The organism is Saccharopolyspora gloriosae, assembly GCF_014203325.1.
In the GTDB taxonomy this organism is placed as follows: Bacteria; Actinomycetota; Actinomycetes; order Mycobacteriales; family Pseudonocardiaceae; genus Saccharopolyspora_C; species Saccharopolyspora_C gloriosae.
This window is the reverse complement of record NZ_JACHIV010000001.1, coordinates 4,869,946-4,891,006: the sequence shown is the minus strand read 5'-3', so window position 1 is coordinate 4,891,006 and position 21,061 is coordinate 4,869,946. Positions and strand designations below refer to the sequence as shown.

Below are 21,061 nucleotides of genomic sequence, written 5' to 3'. Positions count from 1 at the left end.
GAAGGGCACGCCGATGAGCACGATGCACAAGCTGAAGGCCTACTTCGGCATGGTGCCTGCCGACGAAGTCGACGAGTTCGACGACGACATCGACCGCTACGGGGACGCCGACGAGTACGACTCGCCCGCGGACCGCGTCGGTGGACGTCGGCGTGTCGGGGTGCGCGGTGGCTACCAGGACGAGGCCGAGGCCGACGAGGGCTTCGACGACCACGGCAGCCGGGACGCGCCGCGCCGGGACACCGGCCACCGCGGCGAGGAGTACCGCGAGGTCAAACCGCCGCGCAGGCAGTGGTCGCCGGAGACCGCGGCGCGGACCGCCGCCGAGCGGGAGTCCGTCTCCCGGCTGCGCGCGGTCACCGACACCGGCAGCCACTTCAACTTGAGCAAGATCACAACTCTGCATCCTCGCAGCTACAGCGAGGCCCGCACGATCGGGGAGCAGTACCGGGACGGCACTCCGGTGATCATGAACCTGACGGAGATGGACGAAGCGGACGCGAAGCGTCTGGTCGACTTCGCCGCAGGTCTGGCCTTCGCGATGCGCGGTTCGATCGAGAAGGTGACCAACCGGGTGTTCTTGCTCTCACCGCCCAACGTGGACGTCGCAGCCGAGGACAAGCGCCGCTTGGCCGAGGGTGCCTTTTTCAACTACGGCTGACCGGTGGCAGAGTTGAGCTGTGGAACTCGCGCTGATCGTCCTTTATTACGCGGTCTTCTTCTTCTGGCTGCTGCTCACGGCCCGTATCGTGATCGAGCTCGTCCGGGTGTTCGCCCGCGACTGGCGCCCCGCTGGAGGGGTTGCAATCGCGTTGGAGAGCATCTACACAGTGACCGACCCGCCGATCCGGCTGCTGCGTCGGGTGATCCCGACGGTCCGGATCGGCGGTGTAGGGCTGGACCTATCCATTATGGTGCTGCTGCTGGTTGTGTTCATACTGATGCAGCTGCTGTTGAAACTATGGGCGCAGTCCGGGTAACGGGGAACCCGGGTGACCCGCAGCCGAAGAGTGCGTGAGGTGATCTTGTGGGCCTGACCCCCGCCGACGTGCATAACGTCGCGTTCAGTAAACCGCCGATTGGGAAGCGCGGTTACAACGAGGACGAGGTGGACGCGTTCCTCGACCTGGTTGAAGCCGAGCTCGCTCGGTTGGTGGAGGAGAACAACGATCTGCGCAGCCAGATGGAGCAGCTGGAGAACCAGCTGCAGACCGCGCAGGTCGACCTCGACGACGCCCGCAGTCAGGCGTCCGCGGTTCCCGCCGCCCCCGCTCCGGTGGAGGAACCGCGCCGGCTCGCGCCGGTCCCGGCCCCCACCGCGGCCGAGCAGACCTCGCCGGGGGGTGATCACCACGTGCAGGCGGCCAAGGTCCTGGGGCTCGCCCAGGAGATGGCCGACCGGCTCACCGGCGAAGCCAAGGCCGAGGCCGACGGCATGCTCTCCGAGGCCCGCACCAAGTCCGAGCAGTTGCTCTCGGACGCCCGGTCGAAGTCCGACAGCATGGTCAACGAGGCCCGCACCCGGGCCGAGACGATGCTCAACGACGCCCGGACCCGGGCCGAGACGCTGGAGCGGCAGGCCCGGGAGAAGGCCGCCGGTCTGGAACGCGACGCGCAGCGCAAGCACGCCGAGGTGATGGGCAACATCACTCAGGAGAAGAACGCGCTGGAGAAGAAGATCGACACCTTGCGCACGTTCGAGCGCGAGTACCGCACCAGGTTGCAGACCTACCTGGAGTCGCAGCTGCGTGAGCTGCAGGACCGCGGATCGGCGGCACCCGCCGAGAGCGGCAGCCGTTCGGCGAGCCAGCAGAACACCTACAGCTTCGGAGCACGTGCCGCCGAAGCCGGCTAGCGGTCGGTGACCGGATCCGCCGGCCTCGAACCGCCCTGCGGCAGGGGTGCCGCGGGTGGCGGGCTGCGGAGGGGACAAGGGGGTCCCCGAACGGTGCGGTGAAGGAGATTTCGGCGTGTTGTTGGTAGTGCTGATCCTGGTCCTGGCGGCCGGTGGCGTGCTGGTGACGTCGGTGCTGATCGACCAGCCCGAATGGGCGTGGTTGTCGGTGCTGCTCAGCGTGCTGGCCGCGGCGTTGCTCGTGGTGCAGCGGATTCGGCGGCGACGGGAAGCGAGCTCGTCGTCGCCGGAGCCCGCGACCGAGAGCGAGGCGGGGCAGGACTCGACGGCGCAGGCCGACGACGACACCGCCGAGCACGACGAGCCGGACGAGGAGGACACCGACGCGGCGGACGCGCTGCTGGTGTCCGAATCCGACGACGAGGTCGTGGTGGTCGACGAACGCCCCCGCTACCACCTGTCGAGCTGTCAGTGGCTCGGCGACCTGGAAGTGCAGGGCTTGCCGGTGCGTGAAGCCAGGGAACTGGGCTTCACCGCGTGCGCCCGATGCACCCCGGACGCGGTGCTGGCGGGTCAGGCGCGCGCCGCGCGCTGAGATCGGCCCGAACGTCGAGCAGCTGCCCAGGGCCCCCCTGGGCGCCTGATCTCGAACCGAGGGCCGTTACCGGTGGTCGCGGAAAACAGGTGGCATCGGATGGTTATGCTGAATGCGGGCTGGTCGCCGGGGAGCGACCGGCCCGCATTCGGCGTTGATCCGGCCATCACCGGGGAGCTTCCGGAAGAACGGGTGCACCGCGCCTCGCGGCCGCCCCAGTAGAACCGGACGGGTTCGGCCCGTCACAGCCGGCAACGAGTGGCCGCCGCGACCAGCGGCGGCAAGCGGGGTGGTACCGCGGGACGCGGGCGGCCGGTCGGTCGCGCGCCGTGTCGTCCCCGTGTGGGCATCGAGTCAGATGTCCGTGCGGCTGATGACGACACACCGGCGAGGAGTACACCCGCGATGGCTTATCCGAAGGTCCGCTTCGGCGGCACGTCCGCCGAGGGCACTGCCCAGGAGCGCCCGGATCAGGAGCGCCCGGCCCCAGAACGTGGCGTCGCCGCGCAACCGTCGTTCCCGCAGGTCGAGCGGGAAGTGCTGGACTTCTGGTCCCAGGACGGGACGTTCCAGGAGAGCGTGCGGTCGCGGGAAGCCGGGACGCACGGCTCCAACGAATTCGTCTTCTACGACGGCCCGCCCTTCGCCAACGGCCTGCCGCACTACGGGCACCTGCTCACCGGGTACGTGAAGGACGCGGTGCCGCGCTACCAGACGATGCGCGGCCGCCGGGTGGAGCGCCGGTTCGGCTGGGACTGCCACGGGCTGCCCGCCGAGGTCGAAGCCGAGAAGCAGCTCGGCATCACGTCCAAGTCCGAGATCGAGACGATGGGCGTCGCCGAGTTCAACGACGCCTGCCGCGCCTCCGTGCTGCGCTACACCGGCGAGTGGGAGGACTACGTCACCCGCCAGGCGCGCTGGGTGGACTTCGACAACGACTACAAGACGCTCGACCTCGACTACATGGAAAGCGTCATGTGGGCGTTCAAGACCCTGTGGGACAAGGGTCTGATCTACGAGGGCTTCCGGGTGCTCTGGTACTGCTGGCGCTGCGAGACGCCGCTGTCGAACACCGAGACGCGGATGGACGACACCTACCGGCAGCGCCAGGACCCCGCGGTGACCGTGGGCCTGCGCCTCGCCGCGCCGGGCAAGGCGTTCGACGGCGCGCTGGCGCTGGTGTGGACGACGACCCCGTGGACGCTGCCGTCGAACCTGGCGGCCGCCGTGCACCCGGACGTGGACTACGTGCTGGTCGAGCCGGGGCAGGGCGCCGAGCGCTACGTGCTCGCCGAGGCCCGGCTGGGCGCGTACGCGCGGGAACTGGGCGAGGACGTGGCGGACCGGGTCGTCGCCCGGTTCGCCGGCACCGAGCTGCTGGGCACGACCTACCGGCCGCCGTTCGACTTCTTCGCGGGGCACACCAACGCCCACCAGGTGCTGGCGGCGGACTATGTCACCACCGAGGACGGCACCGGCATCGTGCACATCGCGCCCGCCTTCGGTGAGGACGACAAGCTCGTCACCGACGCGCACGGCATCGAGCCGGTCGTCCCGGTCGACGCGCACGGCAAGTTCACCTCCGAAGTGGCGCCCTACGAGGGCCTGCAGGTGTTCGAGGCGAACAAGCCGATCATCCGGGACCTCAAGGAAGCCGGGCTGCTGCTGCGGCACGAGACCTACGACCACCCCTACCCGCACTGCTGGCGCTGCGACAACGCGCTGATCCAGCGCGCCGTGTCCTCCTGGTTCGTGGGCGTGACCCAGTTCCGGGACCGCATGGTCGAGCTCAACCAGCAGATCAACTGGGTTCCCTCGCACATCCAGGACGGCCAGTTCGGCAAGTGGCTGTCCAACGCGAGGGACTGGAACATCTCGCGGAACCGGTACTGGGGCTCGCCGCTTCCCGTGTGGGTCTCCGACGACCCGGCGTTCCCGCGCACCGACGTGTACGGCTCGCTGGACGAGCTGGAGCGCGACTTCGGGGTGCGGCCGGCGGACCTGCACCGGCCGAACATCGACGAGCTGACCCGGCCGAACCCGGACGACCCGTCGGGCGCGTCCACGATGCGCCGGGTGCCGGAGGTGCTGGACTGCTGGTTCGAGTCCGGTGCGATGCCGTTCGCCCAGGTGCACTACCCGTTCGAGAACGCCGAGTGGTTCGAGCACCACTACCCGGGCGACTTCATCGTCGAGTACAACGGGCAGACCCGCGGCTGGTTCTACACGTTGCACGTGCTGGCCACGGCGTTGTTCGACCGCCCGGCGTTCTCCAACGTGGCCGCGCACGGCATCGTGCTCGGCGACGACGGCATGAAGATGTCGAAGTCGAAGCGAAACTACCCGGACGTCAACGAGGTGTTCGACCGGGACGGCTCCGACGCGATGCGCTGGTTCCTGATGTCCAGCCCGATCCTGCGCGGCGGTGACCTGGTGGTCACCGAACGCGGCATCCGGGACGCGGTGCGCCAAGCGGTGCTGCCGCTGTGGAACTCGTGGTACTTCCTGGCGCTGTACGCGAACGCCGAAGGCGTCGAGGGCAGGCACCGCACGGACAGCACGCACGTGCTGGACCGCTACGTGCTGGCCAAGACCCACGAGCTCGTCGGCGACGTGCAGGCCGCGATGGACGCCTTCGACCTGGCGGGTGCCTGCGGCAGCGTCCGGGACTTCCTGGAGGTGCTGACGAACTGGTACGTGCGGCGCTCCCGCGACCGGTTCTGGGCGGGTGACGCCGACGCGGTGGACACGCTGCACACCGTGCTCGAAGTGGTCAGCCGGGTCGTGGCGCCGCTGCTGCCGCTGACCGCGGAAGCCGTGTGGCGCGGGCTCACCGGCGGCCGGTCGGTGCACCTCGCGGACTGGCCGCTGGTCGACGAACTGCCCGCCGACCCGGCGCTGGTCTCGGCGATGGACCGGGTGCGGCAGGTGTGCTCGTCGGCGCTGGCACTGCGCAAGGCGAACACGCTGCGGGTGCGGCTGCCGCTGGCGAAGCTCGTCGTGGCGGTGCCGGAGGCGGAGTCGCTGCGGCCGTTCGCCGACCTCGTGCGCGACGAGGTCAACGTCAAGGAGGTCGAGCTGACCACCGACGTGGCCGCGCACGGCCGGTTCGAGATCGCGGTGAACGCCCGCGCCGCCGGACCTCGCCTCGGCAAGGACGTCCAGCGCGTGATCAAGGCGGTGAAGTCCGGGAACTGGACCCGCACCCCGGCGGGCGCGGTGGTGGCCGACGGGACGGAGCTGCAGGACGGCGAGTTCACCGAACGCCTGGTGTCCACCGACGACGGGGCCGCGGCGGCGCTGCCGGGCGGCAGCGGGCTGGTCGTGCTGGACTGCGCGGTCACCCCGGAACTGGCGGCCGAAGGCGTCGCGCGCGACGTGGTCCGCGTCGTGCAGCAGGCGCGCCGGGACGCCGGATTCGAGGTCTCCGACCGGATCCGCGTCGCCGTCTCCGCCTCGGCGGAGGTGCTGGCGGCCGTCGACGCGCACCGGGAGTTCATCGCCGCGGAGACGCTGGCGGACGTCGTCGAAGCCGGTGCGGCCGACGGCGGCTTCGCGGGCAGCGTCGGTGACGGCGTCGCCGTCTCGGTCGGCGTCGAACGGGTCTGAGCGAAACGGTTCCGGGCGGGTTCCCCTCCGACAAAGGGGAGCCCGTCCGGATCGGGCGTGGCGCGGATCCCACTTCGCGCGGGACGGTTGCGCGTCGCACGACCGATCCTTAGAGTTTCGCGTCGAAGGTCATGAGTGCCAGCGGGAAACCCCGGTTTGCTGGCCGGCAACCCTCCTACCGCGGTGGGGTGCCCCGGGTGAGGACCTGGCCGATCGCGCAGGGCGATCGGCAAGCGCGGGCCCCGAATGCTCCGGGCCCGGTGAGGCCCCAGGAGGCATCGTGTCGTCAGCCGTCCGCTCCAGCCGTGACGAGACCGCCGGAATCCCGATCTGGTCCATCGTGGACTCGGTTCCGACCGTTCCCGCCGTCGTCGGCGCCCAGCTGCGGGTCCCGCTCGTCACCGGCGGATCCATCGAATACGCCAACCTGGACCACGGTGCCAGCGCGCCCTGCCTGACCGCGGTGCGCGACGCCGTGAACGAACTGCTGCCCTGGTACGCCAGCGTGCACCGCGGCGCCGGGTTCGCCTCGCAGGTCTGCACGCGGGTCTACGAGGGGGCGCGGGACGTGCTGCGCCGGTTCGTCGGCGCCCGCCGCACCGACTCGGTGATCTTCACCCGGAACACCACCGACTCGCTGAACCTGCTGGCGACGGCGCTGCCCGCCGACACCTCCGTCGTCGTCTTCGACACCGAGCACCACGCCGCGCTGCTGCCGTGGGCAGGGGACCGGGTGCGCACGCTCGGCATCCCCGCCGACCCGCAGGACGCGGTGCGGCTGCTCGACGCCGCGCTCGCCGACTGCGCCGACGGGCCGAAGCTCGCCGTGCTCACCGGTGCCTCCAACGTGACCGGCGAGGTGTGGCCGGTCGCCGAGCTCGCGCGGGTCGCCCGGCGGCACGGGGCGCGGACCGTCCTCGACGCCGCCCAGCTCGCCCCGCACCGCCCGGTGCGGATCGCGGAACTCGGCGTGGACCACGTGGTGCTGTCCGGGCACAAGCTGTACGCGCCGTTCGGCGCGGGCGCGCTCATCGGCCGGGACGACTGGCTGGACGCCGCCGAGCCCTACCTGGCGGGCGGCGGCGCGACCCGCTCGGTGCCGGACACCGGGGAGATCGACTGGAACACCGGTCCCGAACGGCACGAGGCGGGCTCGCCGAACACCGTGGGCGTGCACGCGCTCGCCACGGCGTGCGCCGCGCTCGCCGACCACGCGGACGCGATCACCGGGCACGAGGAACTGCTGCTGCAGCGCCTGCGCCGCGGACTTCGCGGCGTGCCGGGGCTGCGCGAGCTGAGCCTGTTCGGCGCCGAGCACGACCGGGTCGGCGTGGTCGGCTTCATCGTCGACGGTCACGACCCCGGCCTGATCGCGGCGGCCCTGGCGGCCGAGCACGGGATCGGGGTGCGGGACGGGCTGTTCTGCGCGCACCGCGCGGTGCGGCACCTGCTGGCCGGTTCCGGTGAGCAGCGCGCCGTCCGCATCAGCCTCGGGCTCGGCACCACCGTCGAGCACGTGGACCGCATCGTGCGAGCCCTGCGCGGACTCGTGGCCTACGGGCCGCAGTGGCGCTACGAGCAGGTCGACGGGCGGTGGGCCCCGGTGGACGACCCGCGGGAGTTCCCTGCCTCGCTGGTGTGAGCCGCTGTGAGCGGCCGATCCGCGGTCGGGGAGAATGGGCCGGGTGAACACCGAGCAGTCCGACCCCGACCGGCCCGGAACGAACCCCGCCACGAGCGGAGCGGACGCCTCCGAGCCGGGATCCGCCGCGTCGGGACCGACGCAGTCCTCGGGCCAGCAGCCCTCCGGTGAGCAGGACGCCGCGGAGCAGGCCGAGCCGGCGACCGGGGACACCGCGGTGCGCTCGCCGCAGCCGCGCAAGCTGCTCGCGCTGCTGTTCGGCGTCGCCGCGGTGCTGCTCACCGCGGACGTGCTCACGAAGGTCGCCGCGGTCGCGGCGCTGGAGAACCAGCCGCCGACGAAGCTGTTCGGCGGCGCGGTCTACCTCGTGCTGGTGCGCAACCCGGGGGCGGCGTTCTCGCTGGCGACCGGGATGACCTGGCTGCTCGCGCTGCTGGCGATCGTGGTCGTCGGAGTGATCGTGTGGCTGGCGCCGAAGCTGCGCTCCACCGGCTGGGCCATCGGCCTCGGACTGGTGCTCGGCGGCGCCTGCGGCAACCTGGTGGACCGGTTGTTCCGGGCTCCGGGGCCGCTGCGCGGGCACGTCGTGGACTTCGTGTCGCTGTTCGCGCCGGACGGCAGCGTGTGGCCGGTGTTCAACGTCGCCGACTCCTCCATCGTGTGCGGCGGAATCCTCGTGGTCCTCATGTCGCTGCTCGGCCGGGACTACGACGGCACCGTGCACGTGCGCAAGAAGCGCGAGGACCAGGCGTGAGCGAATCGCGGATGCTCCCCGTTCCGGACGGGTTGGAAGGCATGAGGGTCGACGCGGGCCTGGCGAAGCTGCTCGGGATGTCGCGGAGCACGGTCGCCGGACTCGCCGAATCCGGGGAAGTGCTGCTCGACGGCGCCCAGGTCGGCAAGTCCGATCGGCTCATGGCGGGCGGGCTGCTGGAGGTCACGCTGCCCCCGGCCCGGCCGGAACCCGAGGTCGTCGCCGTTCCGGTGGACGGCCTGAAGATCCTCCACCAGGACGACGACATCGTCGTCGTGGACAAGCCGATCGGCGTCGCCGTGCACCCCAGCCCCGGCTGGGAAGGGCCGACGGTGATCGGGGGGCTCGCCGCCGCCGGGGTCCGGATCGCGACCTCCGGCGCGGCCGAGCGGCAAGGCGTGGTGCACCGGCTCGACGCGGGCACCACCGGCGTCATGGTCGTGTCCAAGAGCGAGCACGCCTACACGGTGCTCAAGCGGGCCTTCAAGGAACGCACCGTGGAGAAGCGCTACCACGCGCTCGTGCAGGGACATCCCGATCCGAGCAGCGGCACCATCGACGCGCCGATCGACCGGCACCCCCGGCACGACTACAAGTTCGCCGTGGTCAGCGGCGGCAAGCCCAGCATCACCCACTACGAGACGGTGGAGGCGTTCCGCGCCGCGTCGCTGGTGGACGTGAAGCTGGAGACCGGGCGCACCCACCAGATCCGGGTGCACTTCTCGGCGGTGCGCCACCCCTGCGCCGGGGACCTGACCTACGGCGCGGACCCGGTGCTCGCGCGCAAGCTGGGCCTGACCCGGCAGTGGCTGCACGCGCGGATGCTCGGCTTCGACCACCCCGCCGACGGCAGCTGGGTGACGTTCACCAGTGAATACCCCGCGGACCTGCAGGACGCGATCGACACCCTGCGCGCGCAGGACGCGTAACGCCCGCTGATCGACTTCGCCGGGCAGCGGGCGGGATCGCGTAGTTTGGGGGAAACACCCGGGATCATGGGGGAGGGGCGATGACCCAAGGTGATCAGCGTCGGGAGTTCGCCGACGAGACGCCGACACCGCCGATGGGCATGTCCTGGAGCGGGTCGCTGCTGACCGAAGGCTCCGGTCCCGTGGAATCGGAACGGGCCACGGGACCGGTGCGCCTGCCCGACGAACGCGCGGATCACCGTGCCACCCCCGGGCCGGAATCCGAGGTGCGGGGCCCGGACGCCGAGCGTGCGCCCGCCGAGCAGGGGGCGATGGGCCTGGCGGAACTGCTCGCAGCCGAAGACGTCGGCCGCGCCGGTCCCGCCGTGCTCGGCGCCGACCCCGCCGGTGACGCGGCCGGTGACGCGGGCGACTGGCCCACGTTGCAGCGGCGGGAGCGCCAGGAACCGCAGGACCGCGGTGGTGCGCTCGGCTGGATGCGCCGCCGCCGGTGACCGGCTCAGTCCACGCCGACGGGGACGCGCTCCGGCTCGGCCCGCCGCGCTGAGCGCCCGCGCAGCACGAGGCGGATCAGCTCGACGACACCGGCGATCACCAGGGCCGAACCGATTCCCAGCAGCACCGCGGGCAACGGGTGGTCCCGGAACACCGCGCCGCCCAAGCAGCCGACCAGCGTGAAGTACGCCGAGTAGGCGGTGGCGCCGAGCGCCGCGCAGCCGCTGAACAGGCGCAGCGGCATCCCGATCGTCCCGGCGGTCATCGCCGCCGCGGTGCGGCAACCCGGCACGAACCGGCACACGATCAGGATCGAGCCGCCGCGCCGGGCCAGCGCGCGCCGGGCCCACTCGAACGGCCTCCGGCGCCGCGATCCCGGTGGCAGCCGGGTCAGCAGTGCGCCGCCCGCGCGCCTGCCCAGCAGGTACGCGAGGTGATCACCGGCGAATCCGCCGGCCGCGCCCGCCGCGATCACCCCGGCCAGGTTCGGCGTACCGGTCATCGCGAACACCCCGCAGGTCACCACCAGCACTTCGCCGGGAACGCTCGGCAGCACCGCGTCGAGCGCGACGTACGCGACGAGCGCCAGGTAGATCCACGGCGACCCCATCGCGGCGTGCACGAGGTCCAGGACGGCGTCGGACACGATCGATCCCCAGAGTCGGCTCGGAAGTGCTGCCGGGCGACTCCGACGCTAAAGACCGGAAGTGAACAACACGTGCGGGATGACCCTGGGGCGACCCGGAAACGGCTCGCGGCGGAGCCGGGGTGCTGAACTCCGGCGGCCCCGCTCGCCGCGGAGAGCCGTCAGAGGTCGGTGATGTCCCAGGTCAAGGTGCGCTGCTCGTCACCGGGGCGCGGCGTCCAGCGGACCGCGGAGAGTTCCGTCTCGTCCGGGAGCACGTAGACGGTGTGGCCGCCTGCGGTCTCGCCCGGCGGCACGCCGATGCGGTGCGGCGGCCGGGAGGACAACGACACCGGCGCCTTGCCGATCGTGGAGCCGTCCTCGGCCACCAGGACCAGGTACAGGTCCGGCAGCGAGGTGAACGGCATCGGGCTGCGGTTGGTCAGCTCCGTGTGCACGACCACCGCGCGCTCGCCCTCCTGCAGCTGGTAGCCGGCGGCGGTGAACAGGAAATCGGCCGGATCGACGACCTCCACGAGCTGGATGGTGATCCGCTCGCCCTCCAGGCCGTCCACGTCCAACTTGCCCCCGACTTTGCCGGTGCGGGCCGACGCGGGCCGGCCCGGCGCGGGGGTCTTCGCGGTGGGCGCGTTCGCGTTCGCCACCTGCGGGTGCTGCGGATTCGCCTGCTGCGGCCCGGAAGCAGGCCCGGACTGGGCCTGGCCGGTGGACTGGGTCTGACCGGCGGACTGGGGCTGACCGGTGTGCGGCGCGGACGGCTGGTCCCCTCGCGCCCACGAGGCCGACCCCGGCGGTCCCCAGGTGTTCATCGGTGGCGCGGGCTGCTGCGGAGCCGGTTGCGGCGGCGGTGCCTGCTGGCCCTGCTGGCCGAACGACGGGGGCGGACCGGCCGGGGTGAACGGCTGCGGTCCGCTGGGTGCGCCACCCGGGCCCTGCTGCCTGCCGCTGTGGGAACCGCTCGGGCCGCCGTGCACCTGGTAGCCACCGCTGGGCTGGTTCTGCACCGGGTACGGGCCGGACACCGGGTAGCCACCGCTGTTGGCCTGGGTCCAGGCGTTCGCGGCGGCCACGGCGTTGCGGATGCCGACCGGATCGCACTCCACGCCGACCACCATCGGCAGCCCGGTCGTGGATAACACCGCGAGCCGGGCGGCGACGTCCCGGACGTCCATGCCGAGCCGTCCCGCGAGCTCGTGCACCGCCGCACGGCCGGATTCGGCGACGGCGGTCAGCAGACGGACGTCCACGGGATCAGGTGCAGCCACGGCAAGCCACGCTACCCCCTCGGATCGATCACCGTCCGCAAGGGCGGAGAGTTCGGCGCGGGACTTCCCGAGCACGGTCCGCCGAGCTCGTCGCATTCGGGATCGATCACGTCCGGAGCCGATCCGCGGCGCGCCAGGGAGGGTCGCCGAGTGGATCGCGCCGTGGCGTTAGGCTGTCTCGGTCCGGCACCGCCGCGGCCGTCCCCTGTGGTTCTCGCACCGTCGATTCGACCGGTGTCGCGCACCCGCGATCCGAGACCGGTTCCCCCGGCCGGTTCGCGCGCCCGCGCCCAGGAGACGCCGCCGAACGGTCCGCGCTCGTTCCGGCCGATCGCGCAGGAGGATGCCCCGTGCCCGTCGATCCCTTCGTTCATCTCCACGTGCACACCGAGTACTCGATGCTCGACGGTGCGGCGAAGGTCGCCCCGCTGTTCGAGGAGGCGAAGCGGCTGGAGATGCCCGCGGTGGGCATGACCGACCACGGCAACATGTTCGGCGCGGACGAGTTCTACCAGCAGGCGAAGAAGACCGGCATCAAGCCGATCATCGGCATCGAGGCCTACATCGCGCCGAACAGCCGCTACCACAAGAAGCCGGTGTTCTGGGGCGAGGCCAAGCAGCGCGGCACCGACGAGTACGGCGAGGGCGGTGACGTCTCCGGCGCCGGCGCCTACACGCACATGACGATGGTGGCGCGCAACGCGACCGGGCTGCGCAACCTGTTCACGCTCTCCAGCCGCGCCAGCATGGAAGGCCAGTACCGCAAGCCGCGGATGGACCGGGAGCTGATCGCCGAGTTCTCCGAGGGGATCATCGCGACCACCGGCTGCCCGTCCGGCGAGGTGCAGACCCGGCTGCGGCTGCGGCAGTACAAGGAAGCGCTGCAGGCCGCCTCCGACTACAAGGACATCTTCGGCGCCGAGAACTTCTTCCTCGAGCTGATGGACCACGGGCTGCCCATCGAACGCTCGGTGCGGGAGAACCTGCTAAAGATCGCCGGTGAGCTGAACCTCAAGCCGCTGGCGACCAACGACAGCCACTACGTCACCGCCGACCAGGCCGAGTCGCACGGCGCGCTGCTGTGCGTGCAGTCCGGCAAGACGCTCAGCGACTCCAGCCGGTTCAAGTTCGACGGCGACGGCTACTACCTCAAATCCGCCGAGGAGATGCGGCAGTACTGGGACGAGGAGGTCCCCGGCGCCGCGGACAACACGCTGCTGGTCGCGGAGATGGTCGAGTCCTACGAGGACGTGTGGAGCTTCCAGGACCGGATGCCGCGCGTCACCGTCGAAGGCGGCCAGTCCGAGCTGGAGCAGCTGCGCGCCGAGGTCGAGGAATTCCTGCCCAGCCGCTACCCGGACGGGCCCAGCCAGGACGTGCTGGACCGGGTCGACGTCGAACTCGACGTGCTGGACAAGAAGGGCTACTGCGCGTACTTCCTCGTCGTCGGTGACGTGACCCGGTGGGCGAAGTCGCAGGGCATCCACGTCGGGCCGGGCCGTGGTTCGGCCGCGGGGTCGCTGCTGGCCTACATCCTGCACATCACGAACCTGGACCCCCTCGAACACGGGCTGATCTTCGAGCGGTTCCTGAACCCGGAGCGCGACTCCCCGCCCGACATCGACCTCGACTTCGACGACCGGCGCCGCGACGAGGTGCTGCAGTACGCCATCGACAAGTACGGTCGCGGCAAGGTCGCCCAGGTCATCACCTTCGGCAAGATCAAGACGAAGGCGGCGATCAAGGACTCCGCGCGGGTGCACCACGGCCAGCCGGGCTTCGCGATCGCGGACAAGATCTCCAAGGCGCTGCCGCCGCCGATCGCCGCCAAGGACATCCCGCTGTCGGGCATCGTCGACCCGCAGCACGAGCGCTACGCCGAAGCCTCCGAAGTGCGCAGCCTCATCGAGACCGACCAGGCCGTCTCGCAGATCTTCGACACCGCGCGCGGCCTCGAAGGCCTGATCCGCAACGCCGGCGTGCACGCCTGCGCGGTCATCCTGTCCTCCCAGGACCTGCTGGGCACCGTCCCGCTGTGGCAGCGCGACGACGGCTCCGTGATCACCGGCTGGGACTACCCGTCGTGCGAGGCCATCGGCCTGCTGAAGATGGACTTCCTGGGGCTGTCGAACCTCACGATCCTCGGCGACGCCCTGGAATCGGTGAAGACCAACCACGACCTGGAGATCGACCTCTCCACCCTCGGCCTCGACGACAAGGCCACCTACGAGCTGCTGGCGCGCGGCGAGAGCCTGGGCGTGTTCCAGCTCGAAGGCGGCGGCATGCGGGAACTGCTCAAGCGCATGCAGCCCACCGAGTTCGGCGACGTGGTGGCGGCCAACGCGCTGTACCGGCCGGGCCCGATGGAGGTCAACGCGCACCTCGACTACGCCGACCGCAAGAACGGCAAGAAGCCCGTCGAACCGATCCACCCGGAACTCGAAGAGCCGCTCAAGGACATTCTCGCCGAGACCTACGGCCTGATCGTCTACCAGGAACAGATCATGGCGATCGCGCAGAAGGTCGCCGGGTACAGCCTCGGGCGAGCCGACATCCTGCGCCGCGCCATGGGCAAGAAGAAGAAGTCCGTGCTGGACCAGGAGTTCGAGGGCTTCCGCGACGGCATGCTCGGCATGGGGTTCAGCGACGAGGCCATCGACAAGCTGTGGTCCACGGTCCTGCCGTTCGCCGGGTACGCGTTCAACAAGTCGCACGCGGCCGGCTACGCCCTCGTGGCCTACTGGACGGCGTACCTGAAGGCGAACTACCCGGCCGAGTACATGGCGGGGCTGCTCACCTCCAACGGTGACAACAAGGACAAGATGGCCGTGTACCTCGCCGAATGCCGCCGCATGGGCGTGAAGGTGCTCTCACCGGACGTCAACGACTCCCGCAACAACTTCACCGCCGTCGGCTCCGACATCCGCTTCGGGCTCACCGCGATCCGCAACGTCGGCTCCAACGTCGTCGCCTCCATCTGCAAGGTCCGCGAGGAGAAGAGCCGCTACACCTCGTTCACCGACTTCCTCGACAAGTCCGAGACGGTGGCGTGCAACAAGCGGGTCATCGAATCGCTGATCAAGGCAGGCGCGTTCGACTCGCTCGGGCACACCCGGATGTCGCTGTCGCAGCACCACGAAGCCGCCGTCGACGCGGTGATCGGGCTCAAGCGGCAGGAGGCGCTCGGGCAGTTCGACCTGTTCGGCGGCGGTTCCGACGACGAGGCCTCCGAGGACTCCTCGCCGCTGGCGCACCTGCAGTTCACCCCCGAGGAGTGGCCGCGCAAGCAACTGCTCGCCTACGAACGGGAAATGCTCGGCCTCTACGTCTCCGCGCACCCGCTGGACGGGGCCGAGCGGTTGCTCGCGCCGTACCAGGACACCGGCATCGCCCACCTCGTCGGCGGTGAGCGGCAGAGCTCCGGGGACGGCAAGGACCAGTGCAAGATCGCCGGGATGATCTCGGGAATCCAGCGGCGCATCAACAAGAACGGCAGCCCCTGGGCGATCGTCACCCTCGAAGACCTCGACGCCAGCGTCGAAGTGCTGTTCTTCCCCAAGTCCTACGAGATGTTCGCGGACTGCCTGGTGGAGGACACCGCCATCGCCGTCAAGGGGCGCATCAACGAGCGGGAGGGCGCGATCAGCGTCTTCGCCTCCGACGCGCTGCCGGTCGACATCTCCGCGGCCGAGACCGACCCCGGCACCAGCCCCGCGTTCGTGATCAAGGTTCCGGCCAGCCGAGTGGACAAGTCCCTGGTCGGGGAGCTCAAGCGCACCCTGCGGGCGCACACCGGCGACGTCCCCGTGCACGTGAAGCTCAGCGGACCGCGCGGGGTGACGCGGCTGGCGCTGTCCAGCGACTACTTCGTGTCCACGGAGAACGGGCTGCAGGGCGAGCTCAAGGGACTGCTCGGCGCGGGCTGCTTCGAAGCGTTCTGAGCCGGTGAACCGAGGGGCCGTCCGCGTGCCGGGCGGCCCCTCCTCCGTCCCGTTCGGGCGGTTCGGGGCAAATGCGTGCGGACGGTCCGCAAGCGCCCGCTGCCGAATCTGAGGGATCTCTCAGCGCGGAACGAGTTGACTTGCCCGCGACAGCCTCAGACCCGAGGGGAAGCGATGCCCGCCACCACGGACAACTCCGCCCTGCCCGTCCTCGACGACGCGTTCATGCAGGACCCGTACGTGAAGTACGCCAGACTGCGGGCCGAAGCACCGGCCCGGCGCGTCCTCAGCCGCGCAGGCATTCCCGTGTGGGTGGTCACCCGCTACGCCGAAGCCCGGCAGGCGCTGTCCCACCCCGGGCTCAGCAAGGGCGTCGACGGCATCAAGAAGGCCATCGACGCCCAGGTGGAACCCGGCGCGCACCGCGTCGAATACGTCGACGACCTCCAATCGCACCTGCTCAACACCGACCCGCCGGACCACACCCGGCTGCGGAAACTGGTCCTCAAGGGCTTCACGCCGCGCCGCGTCGACGACCTCCGGCCGCGCATCGAAGAGATCACCGCGCGGCTCCTCGACGACCTCGCCGGCACCGCCGAAGTCGAACTGCTGGACCAGTTCGCCTTCCCGCTGCCCATCACGGTGATCTCCGAGATGCTCGGCGTGGAAGAGGACCGCCACGACGACTTCAAGAAGTGGACCACCGCGCTGATCAACGGCGTGGACGCCGACTCGGTGAACTCGGCCGGACGCAGCATCGGCGAGTACATCGCGGAACTGGTCGCCCGCAAGCGCGTGGCACCGGGCGACGACCTGATCAGCGCGCTGATCGAAGTCGCCGACGGCGAGGACCGGCTCACCGAACCCGAACTGATCTCGATGGTGTTCCTGCTGCTGGTCGCCGGGCACGAGACCACCGTGAACCTGATCGGGAACTGCGTCTACGACCTGCTGCGCAATCCGCAACGGCTCGCCGAAGTCCGGGCCGACCCGGCGCTCGTGGACGACGCGATCGAAGAGACCCTGCGGCACGAGAGCCCCGTCAACCTGGCGACGATGCGCTACACCGCCGAGCCCGTGCGGCTCGGCGACGTGGAGATCCCCGCCGATGAACTGGTGCTCGTGGCCCTCGGCTCGGCCAACCGGGACGAGCGGCGCTTCGAACGCGCGGCGGAATTCGACCCGGCGCGCTCCGCGACCGGGCACCTCGGATTCGGCCACGGCATCCACTTCTGCCTGGGCGCGTCGCTGGCCCGGCTCGAAGCGCGCGTCGCGGTGCGGCGACTGCTGGAGCGGTACCCCGACCTGAGCCTCGGCGTGGACCCCGCCGAACTCCGCTGGCGGCCCAGCACCCTCGTGCACGGCCTGGAAGAGCTGCCGATCCGGCTTCGGTGACAGGAGTCCCCGCGAAGGGAACCGCGGCGGCATCCCCGGCTAGCGGAACTTCGGCGGCTTCCTCGTCACGGGATCGTTCCCCTCATGGCACAGCCACGGGGAAACGCCGCCCGCACGAGGAAGCCGCCGGTGGTCTTGCTCGGTGACGCTGCTCAGCGCACGTTCTCGCGTACCGCGATGATCGTGTACGGGCCGACGTCGCGGCGTTCGAACTGCGGGCCGTCGAACACAGCCGGGTCGAAGTGCACGTCGTAGTCCCGGACGTTCGGCAACTGCGGGAACGCGTCGCCCTTCAAGTTCAGCGCCAGCTTCCCCGCGTTCTCGTCCGACGGATCCGCGGCGCGCTCCCGGTCCGCCTCGGACGCCACCGGGCTCGCCGGGTTGCGCAGCACGAACACGTTCGGCGCGGTGAACTCGCTGCGCCGCAACAACTCCACCAGTTCCGGAGCGGTGCGGGCCTTCGTCCACCGCTCGATCTCCGCGGCGCGCTCGTCGTAATCGGCGAGCGGGTTCGCGTAGTGCGGGGTCTCCTGCTGGAAACCCCAGTACGGGCGGAACGACATCAGCTTGTAGTCCGTGCTCAGCAGCAGATCCCGCTGCGGCGGGCGGCCGGTGAGCCGCGAGATCTCGCGGTAGACGTCGTCGGCCCACGAACCGGTCTTCTCCGGATCGCGCGCGCCCTTCGCGTTGTCGCCGGTCGGGTAGTAGTCCTCGTAGGCCTGCTCCGTGGAGGTGGCCAGCGCGGTCCCGATGGCGCCCTGGGTCAACGTGATCGCGCCCAACAGCCCCAGCGCGCACGACAGCGTCGTGATCCGCGCCGCGTAGCCGACGTCCACGCGGTCCCGGACCCACCCGATGAACTCCAGCAGGGCGAAGACCCCGGCCACCGCCAGCACCACGCCCAAGATCACGTTCAGCCGGAACGCCAGCAACGTCGTCTTCGCCACCAGCGCCAGCGTGGACAAGCCGAACCACGCGTAGATCGCGATGACCAAGGTCAGCATCGCGCCGGCGACCTCGCTGCTGCGGGCGCGCACGATCAACCAGGCGAACCCGGCCAGGCACAACGCGCCGAACGCGCTCGCGTCCGTCATCGGCACCGGCAGGAACGAACCGTCCTCCGGCAGGTAGTGCAGCGCCGCGCTGCGCGGATTGTCGGTGAAGACGTGCGTCGCCAGCACGTACGGCGCCCACACCAGCAGCGAGATGACGGCGCTGACGATGCCGATCGGCAGCAACCGCAGGAACATCCGCTTCGTCGTGGCCCACCCGGCCTCGCCGCGGCGCACCCGGGACACGCCCGCCACCACGGCCATCGCCACGATCAGCAGCACCGCGAAGCCGAAGTGCAGCGTGTAGGTGACCGCCGCGAAACCGACGTACCCGCCGACGCAGATCAACGTCCAGCGCGGTGCCCGCTGCTCGCGCCGCATCGCGTGCCAGGTCAGCACCGCGATCGGAGCCAGCCACGCCGCCGACGGCCACGCGTAGGGCTCCTCGATGCCGTGCAGCATCCCCGCGAGCGACGTCACCACCGCGGCCAGCAAGGCCAAGCGCCGCCGCACCACGACGCTCCACAACGTGAACGCGACGACGCTCGTCACCGCCACCCAGATCAACGCGTAGGGCTTGTAGGCCGCCCAGCCCTCCCAGCCCAGCAGGTTCGCGAACCTGCCACCGAGCCAGAACCAGCCACCGGGGTAGTACGGGGCGGTGTCCGCGTAGTTCATGTCCGACAAGCCCCACGTCGACGCCATCCGCGTCATGTACTGCAAGCGGAAGCCGTTGTCGGTGGACGAACCGCCGAAGTAGTACCGCGTCGCCTGCAGCGGGATCGCCAGCGCCAGCGTCGTGAACGCCGACAACGCCGCCCACGTCCCGGCGAGTCGCACCGGCCGCGGGAAGCGGTGGCGGCCGAACGCCAGCAGGCCGAACGTGATCAACAGCACCAGGCCCGCGCCGAGCGAGGCCAACGCCTCCGGCGCGAAGCTCGGTTCGCTGATGCCCAGTCGTGCCACCGCGAACTGCAGGGCGAGGCTGATCACCGCGGCGACCGCCGAACCCGCGAGCAACTCGGAAACCGCGCTGCGCAGTGGAAGTCGCACAGCCGAATCCTGGCGCGGTGCATCGATCGGTCGGGGTCCGGTCAACACCGGACTCGGCAAGGTTCCCGCCACGTGATTTCGGTCCTTCGGCGGTGGGGGACAGGGCGCCCGCGCAGAATAGAGGATGCCCGCCGGGCGCCCGCGCCGCGCCTGGCCGGGTGCCGACGATCACCCGCTAGGGTGCTCAGCGCTTGCCACACCACGATAGGAGGGGCGGCTGTTGCCATCAGGAACGGTCGAGACCAGCGAAACACCCGAACCCGCTGAGCCGGTGCGGCCGTCCGAACGAGCCCACCGGGCGACGCGCGTCGCGGTGCGCACGGACCTGCTGCCCGCGCTGAGCACCCTGTCGCTCGTGGCGTTGCTCGGGTTGCCGCTGGGCTGGGTGTGGTCGCGGATCGCCCCACCGCAGGGCAGCGTGCTCGGCCGCGCGGGCACTCCGGTGCCCGCGCAGATCGTCGAGAGCTACCACGGCTTCGACGCCCTCGCGATGTTCCTGCTCGTCGCCTTCGGGACCGGACTCGTCACGGCCGCCGTGCTGTGGACCTTCCGCCGCCGTCGCGGGCCGGTGCTGCTGGTGGCCGCCGTGCTCGGCTCGCTCGTGTCGTCCTGGCTGGCGATCCGGATGGGCACGACCTTCGCCGCCGAGCTCTACCCGTGGCCCACCGGGCTCACCGTCGGCGACTCACTCACCGTGCCCCCGGAAGCACCCACCGCGTGGGCCGTCGTCGTCCAGCCCATGGCGATGGCGCTCGGCTACGGCCTGGCCGCCTCCTGGAACGGCTTCGACGACCTCGGACGACGCAGCTGACAGCGGGCTGCCGTGCTCAGCCCGCGGGGCGCAGGGACGCCGTCAGGCGGTCCAGGACGTCCGGGGTGATGGCGCCGGGAACGCCCTGGTCGGCGCCTGCGATGTGCACCACCGAGCTCTCCCCGTCGCCGTTGGTGGCGAGGGTGTTGATCAGCACGCTGGGCGAACCGCACGGGCCGGGCGCGGGGAAGACCGTGGCGACGACCTTGCTCGCCGGGATGCCGCCCGCCAGCTGCACCGGCTGGGCGGGGGAGAGCTCGATCCGCGCGTCCGGGCCGTAGGCGAGCTCGGCGAACTTGCGGGCCGTCTCGGTGGCGACCGCGGCGTCATCGGGCCCGCGCCGCGCGGTGGCCCCGGCGATCGCGCGGTAGCTGCCGCGCACCTCCGCGCAGAAGTCCTCCTGGTACACCGCGACGCCGGTCATGGTCACCGCGTCGTCCGGCTCGCCGAAGCCGACGACGTTGTCCGGAGTCTCCAGCGCCCACTCCAGCGGGGCGTCGTACACGGCGTGCCGATTCGGCACGGGCACCGCCTGCCAGCCCGGGACCACCGCTTCCGGCGGGGCCGCGGTGGCGGCCGAGGTCGGCTGCGAAGTCGGGGGCGCGGGGGCCGAAGTGGGGGCGGGCACCGGTTCGGGCCCGGCGCGCTCCTCGCTCCGCGAGCTCACGACGACCACCGCGGTCACCAGTGCGACGACCACCACGGCACCCGCGGCGACCGCCGCGATCAAGGGGCCGCGGTTGCGCTTCGGCGGGGGCGGCGGGCCGAAGCCCTGCTGCGCCCACTGGCCCTGCTGGGGGTGTTGGGGTTGCTGGCCCTGCGGGGGTTGCTGGCCCTGCTGGGGCTGCTGGAACGTGCCGAAACCCTGGTACCGCATGCCGCCTTGGTACGGCTGCTGCCCGACGTGCTGCGGTTGCTGCGCCGGACCCCAGCCCCCGTGCCCGCCGTGCTCCGGCGAAGCCCCATTTTCCGGAAAACCCCAGTTCCCCGGCCCACCAGGTGATGACATGGGGTGATCC

Annotated in this window: 16 protein-coding genes and 1 riboswitch; of the genes, 12 read left to right on the top strand and 4 right to left on the bottom strand. The window is 71.0% G+C overall.

The window, feature by feature from the left end; all coding sequences use genetic code 11:
- Positions 1-13 precede the first annotated feature (13 nt).
- From BJ969_RS21210 to BJ969_RS21170, 9 genes are all read left to right on the top strand, one after another.
- Positions 14-661, top strand: a complete 648-nt coding sequence (locus BJ969_RS21210; RefSeq protein WP_184481341.1) for a cell division protein SepF — start codon at positions 14-16, stop codon at positions 659-661.
- A 19-nt stretch (positions 662-680) separates the two neighbouring features.
- Complete coding sequence (locus BJ969_RS21205; protein ID WP_184481339.1) at positions 681-980, top strand: YggT family protein; 300 nt, start codon at positions 681-683, stop codon at positions 978-980.
- A 47-nt stretch (positions 981-1,027) separates the two neighbouring features.
- Complete coding sequence (gene wag31 / locus BJ969_RS21200; protein WP_184481337.1) at positions 1,028-1,855, top strand: DivIVA-like cell division protein Wag31; 828 nt, start codon at positions 1,028-1,030, stop codon at positions 1,853-1,855.
- A 115-nt stretch (positions 1,856-1,970) separates the two neighbouring features.
- Positions 1,971-2,450 carry a hypothetical protein gene (locus tag BJ969_RS21195; RefSeq protein WP_184481335.1) on the top strand — a complete coding sequence of 160 codons (480 nt, stop codon included), beginning with the start codon at positions 1,971-1,973 and terminating at the stop codon, positions 2,448-2,450.
- 405 nt (positions 2,451-2,855) lie between these two features.
- A complete protein-coding gene (ileS, locus tag BJ969_RS21190; protein ID WP_184481333.1) occupies positions 2,856-6,059 on the top strand; it encodes an isoleucine--tRNA ligase in 3,204 nt (1,067 codons plus the stop codon).
- A 127-nt stretch (positions 6,060-6,186) separates the two neighbouring features.
- A riboswitch (SAM riboswitch) is annotated at positions 6,187-6,301 on the top strand.
- Between the two features lie 38 nt (positions 6,302-6,339).
- Positions 6,340-7,701 carry an aminotransferase class V-fold PLP-dependent enzyme gene (locus tag BJ969_RS21185; RefSeq protein ID WP_184481331.1) on the top strand — a complete coding sequence of 454 codons (1,362 nt, stop codon included), beginning with the start codon at positions 6,340-6,342 and terminating at the stop codon, positions 7,699-7,701.
- A 43-nt stretch (positions 7,702-7,744) separates the two neighbouring features.
- Complete coding sequence (lspA, locus tag BJ969_RS21180) at positions 7,745-8,455, top strand: signal peptidase II (protein WP_425503571.1); 711 nt, start codon at positions 7,745-7,747, stop codon at positions 8,453-8,455.
- 11 nt (positions 8,456-8,466) lie between these two features.
- Positions 8,467-9,384 (top strand): RluA family pseudouridine synthase, encoded by a 918-nt coding sequence (locus BJ969_RS21175; protein ID WP_184485610.1) that lies wholly within the window; start codon positions 8,467-8,469, stop codon positions 9,382-9,384.
- 80 nt (positions 9,385-9,464) lie between these two features.
- The gene (locus tag BJ969_RS21170) at positions 9,465-9,878 is read left to right on the top strand and encodes a hypothetical protein (protein WP_184481327.1); all 414 of its coding nucleotides are present in this window, start codon (positions 9,465-9,467) and stop codon (positions 9,876-9,878) included.
- Between the two features lie 5 nt (positions 9,879-9,883).
- Here the strand turns inward: BJ969_RS21170 and BJ969_RS21165 are convergent, their stop codons facing one another.
- Both BJ969_RS21165 and BJ969_RS21160 read right to left on the bottom strand, forming a co-directional pair.
- Complete coding sequence (locus tag BJ969_RS21165) at positions 9,884-10,525, bottom strand: VTT domain-containing protein (protein WP_184481325.1); 642 nt, start codon at positions 10,523-10,525, stop codon at positions 9,884-9,886.
- Positions 10,526-10,686: 161 nt separating this feature from the next.
- The gene (locus tag BJ969_RS21160; RefSeq protein WP_184481323.1) at positions 10,687-11,790 is read right to left on the bottom strand and encodes an AsnC family protein; all 1,104 of its coding nucleotides are present in this window, start codon (positions 11,788-11,790) and stop codon (positions 10,687-10,689) included.
- 350 nt (positions 11,791-12,140) lie between these two features.
- On the opposite strand from BJ969_RS21160, the gene dnaE reads away from it, so the two are divergent.
- Together dnaE and BJ969_RS21150 are read left to right on the top strand one after the other, a co-directional pair.
- Positions 12,141-15,731 (top strand): DNA polymerase III subunit alpha, encoded by a 3,591-nt coding sequence (gene dnaE, locus BJ969_RS21155; RefSeq protein WP_184481321.1) that lies wholly within the window; start codon positions 12,141-12,143, stop codon positions 15,729-15,731.
- Between the two features lie 174 nt (positions 15,732-15,905).
- Positions 15,906-17,126: a cytochrome P450 family protein gene (locus BJ969_RS21150; protein ID WP_184481319.1), complete on the top strand. Its 1,221-nt coding sequence runs from the start codon at positions 15,906-15,908 to the stop codon at positions 17,124-17,126.
- A 152-nt stretch (positions 17,127-17,278) separates the two neighbouring features.
- Here BJ969_RS21150 and BJ969_RS21145 read toward each other — a convergent pair whose 3' ends face one another.
- Complete coding sequence (locus BJ969_RS21145) at positions 17,279-19,231, bottom strand: arabinofuranosyltransferase (RefSeq protein ID WP_343071521.1); 1,953 nt, start codon at positions 19,229-19,231, stop codon at positions 17,279-17,281.
- Between the two features lie 220 nt (positions 19,232-19,451).
- Between BJ969_RS21145 and BJ969_RS21140 the strand changes: the two genes are divergently transcribed.
- A complete protein-coding gene (locus BJ969_RS21140; RefSeq protein WP_246457045.1) occupies positions 19,452-20,042 on the top strand; it encodes a DUF2567 domain-containing protein in 591 nt (196 codons plus the stop codon).
- Positions 20,043-20,058: 16 nt separating this feature from the next.
- Here the strand turns inward: BJ969_RS21140 and BJ969_RS21135 are convergent, their stop codons facing one another.
- Positions 20,059-21,051: a DUF8017 domain-containing protein gene (locus BJ969_RS21135; protein ID WP_184481317.1), complete on the bottom strand. Its 993-nt coding sequence runs from the start codon at positions 21,049-21,051 to the stop codon at positions 20,059-20,061.
- Between the last annotated feature and the right edge of the window lie 10 nt (positions 21,052-21,061).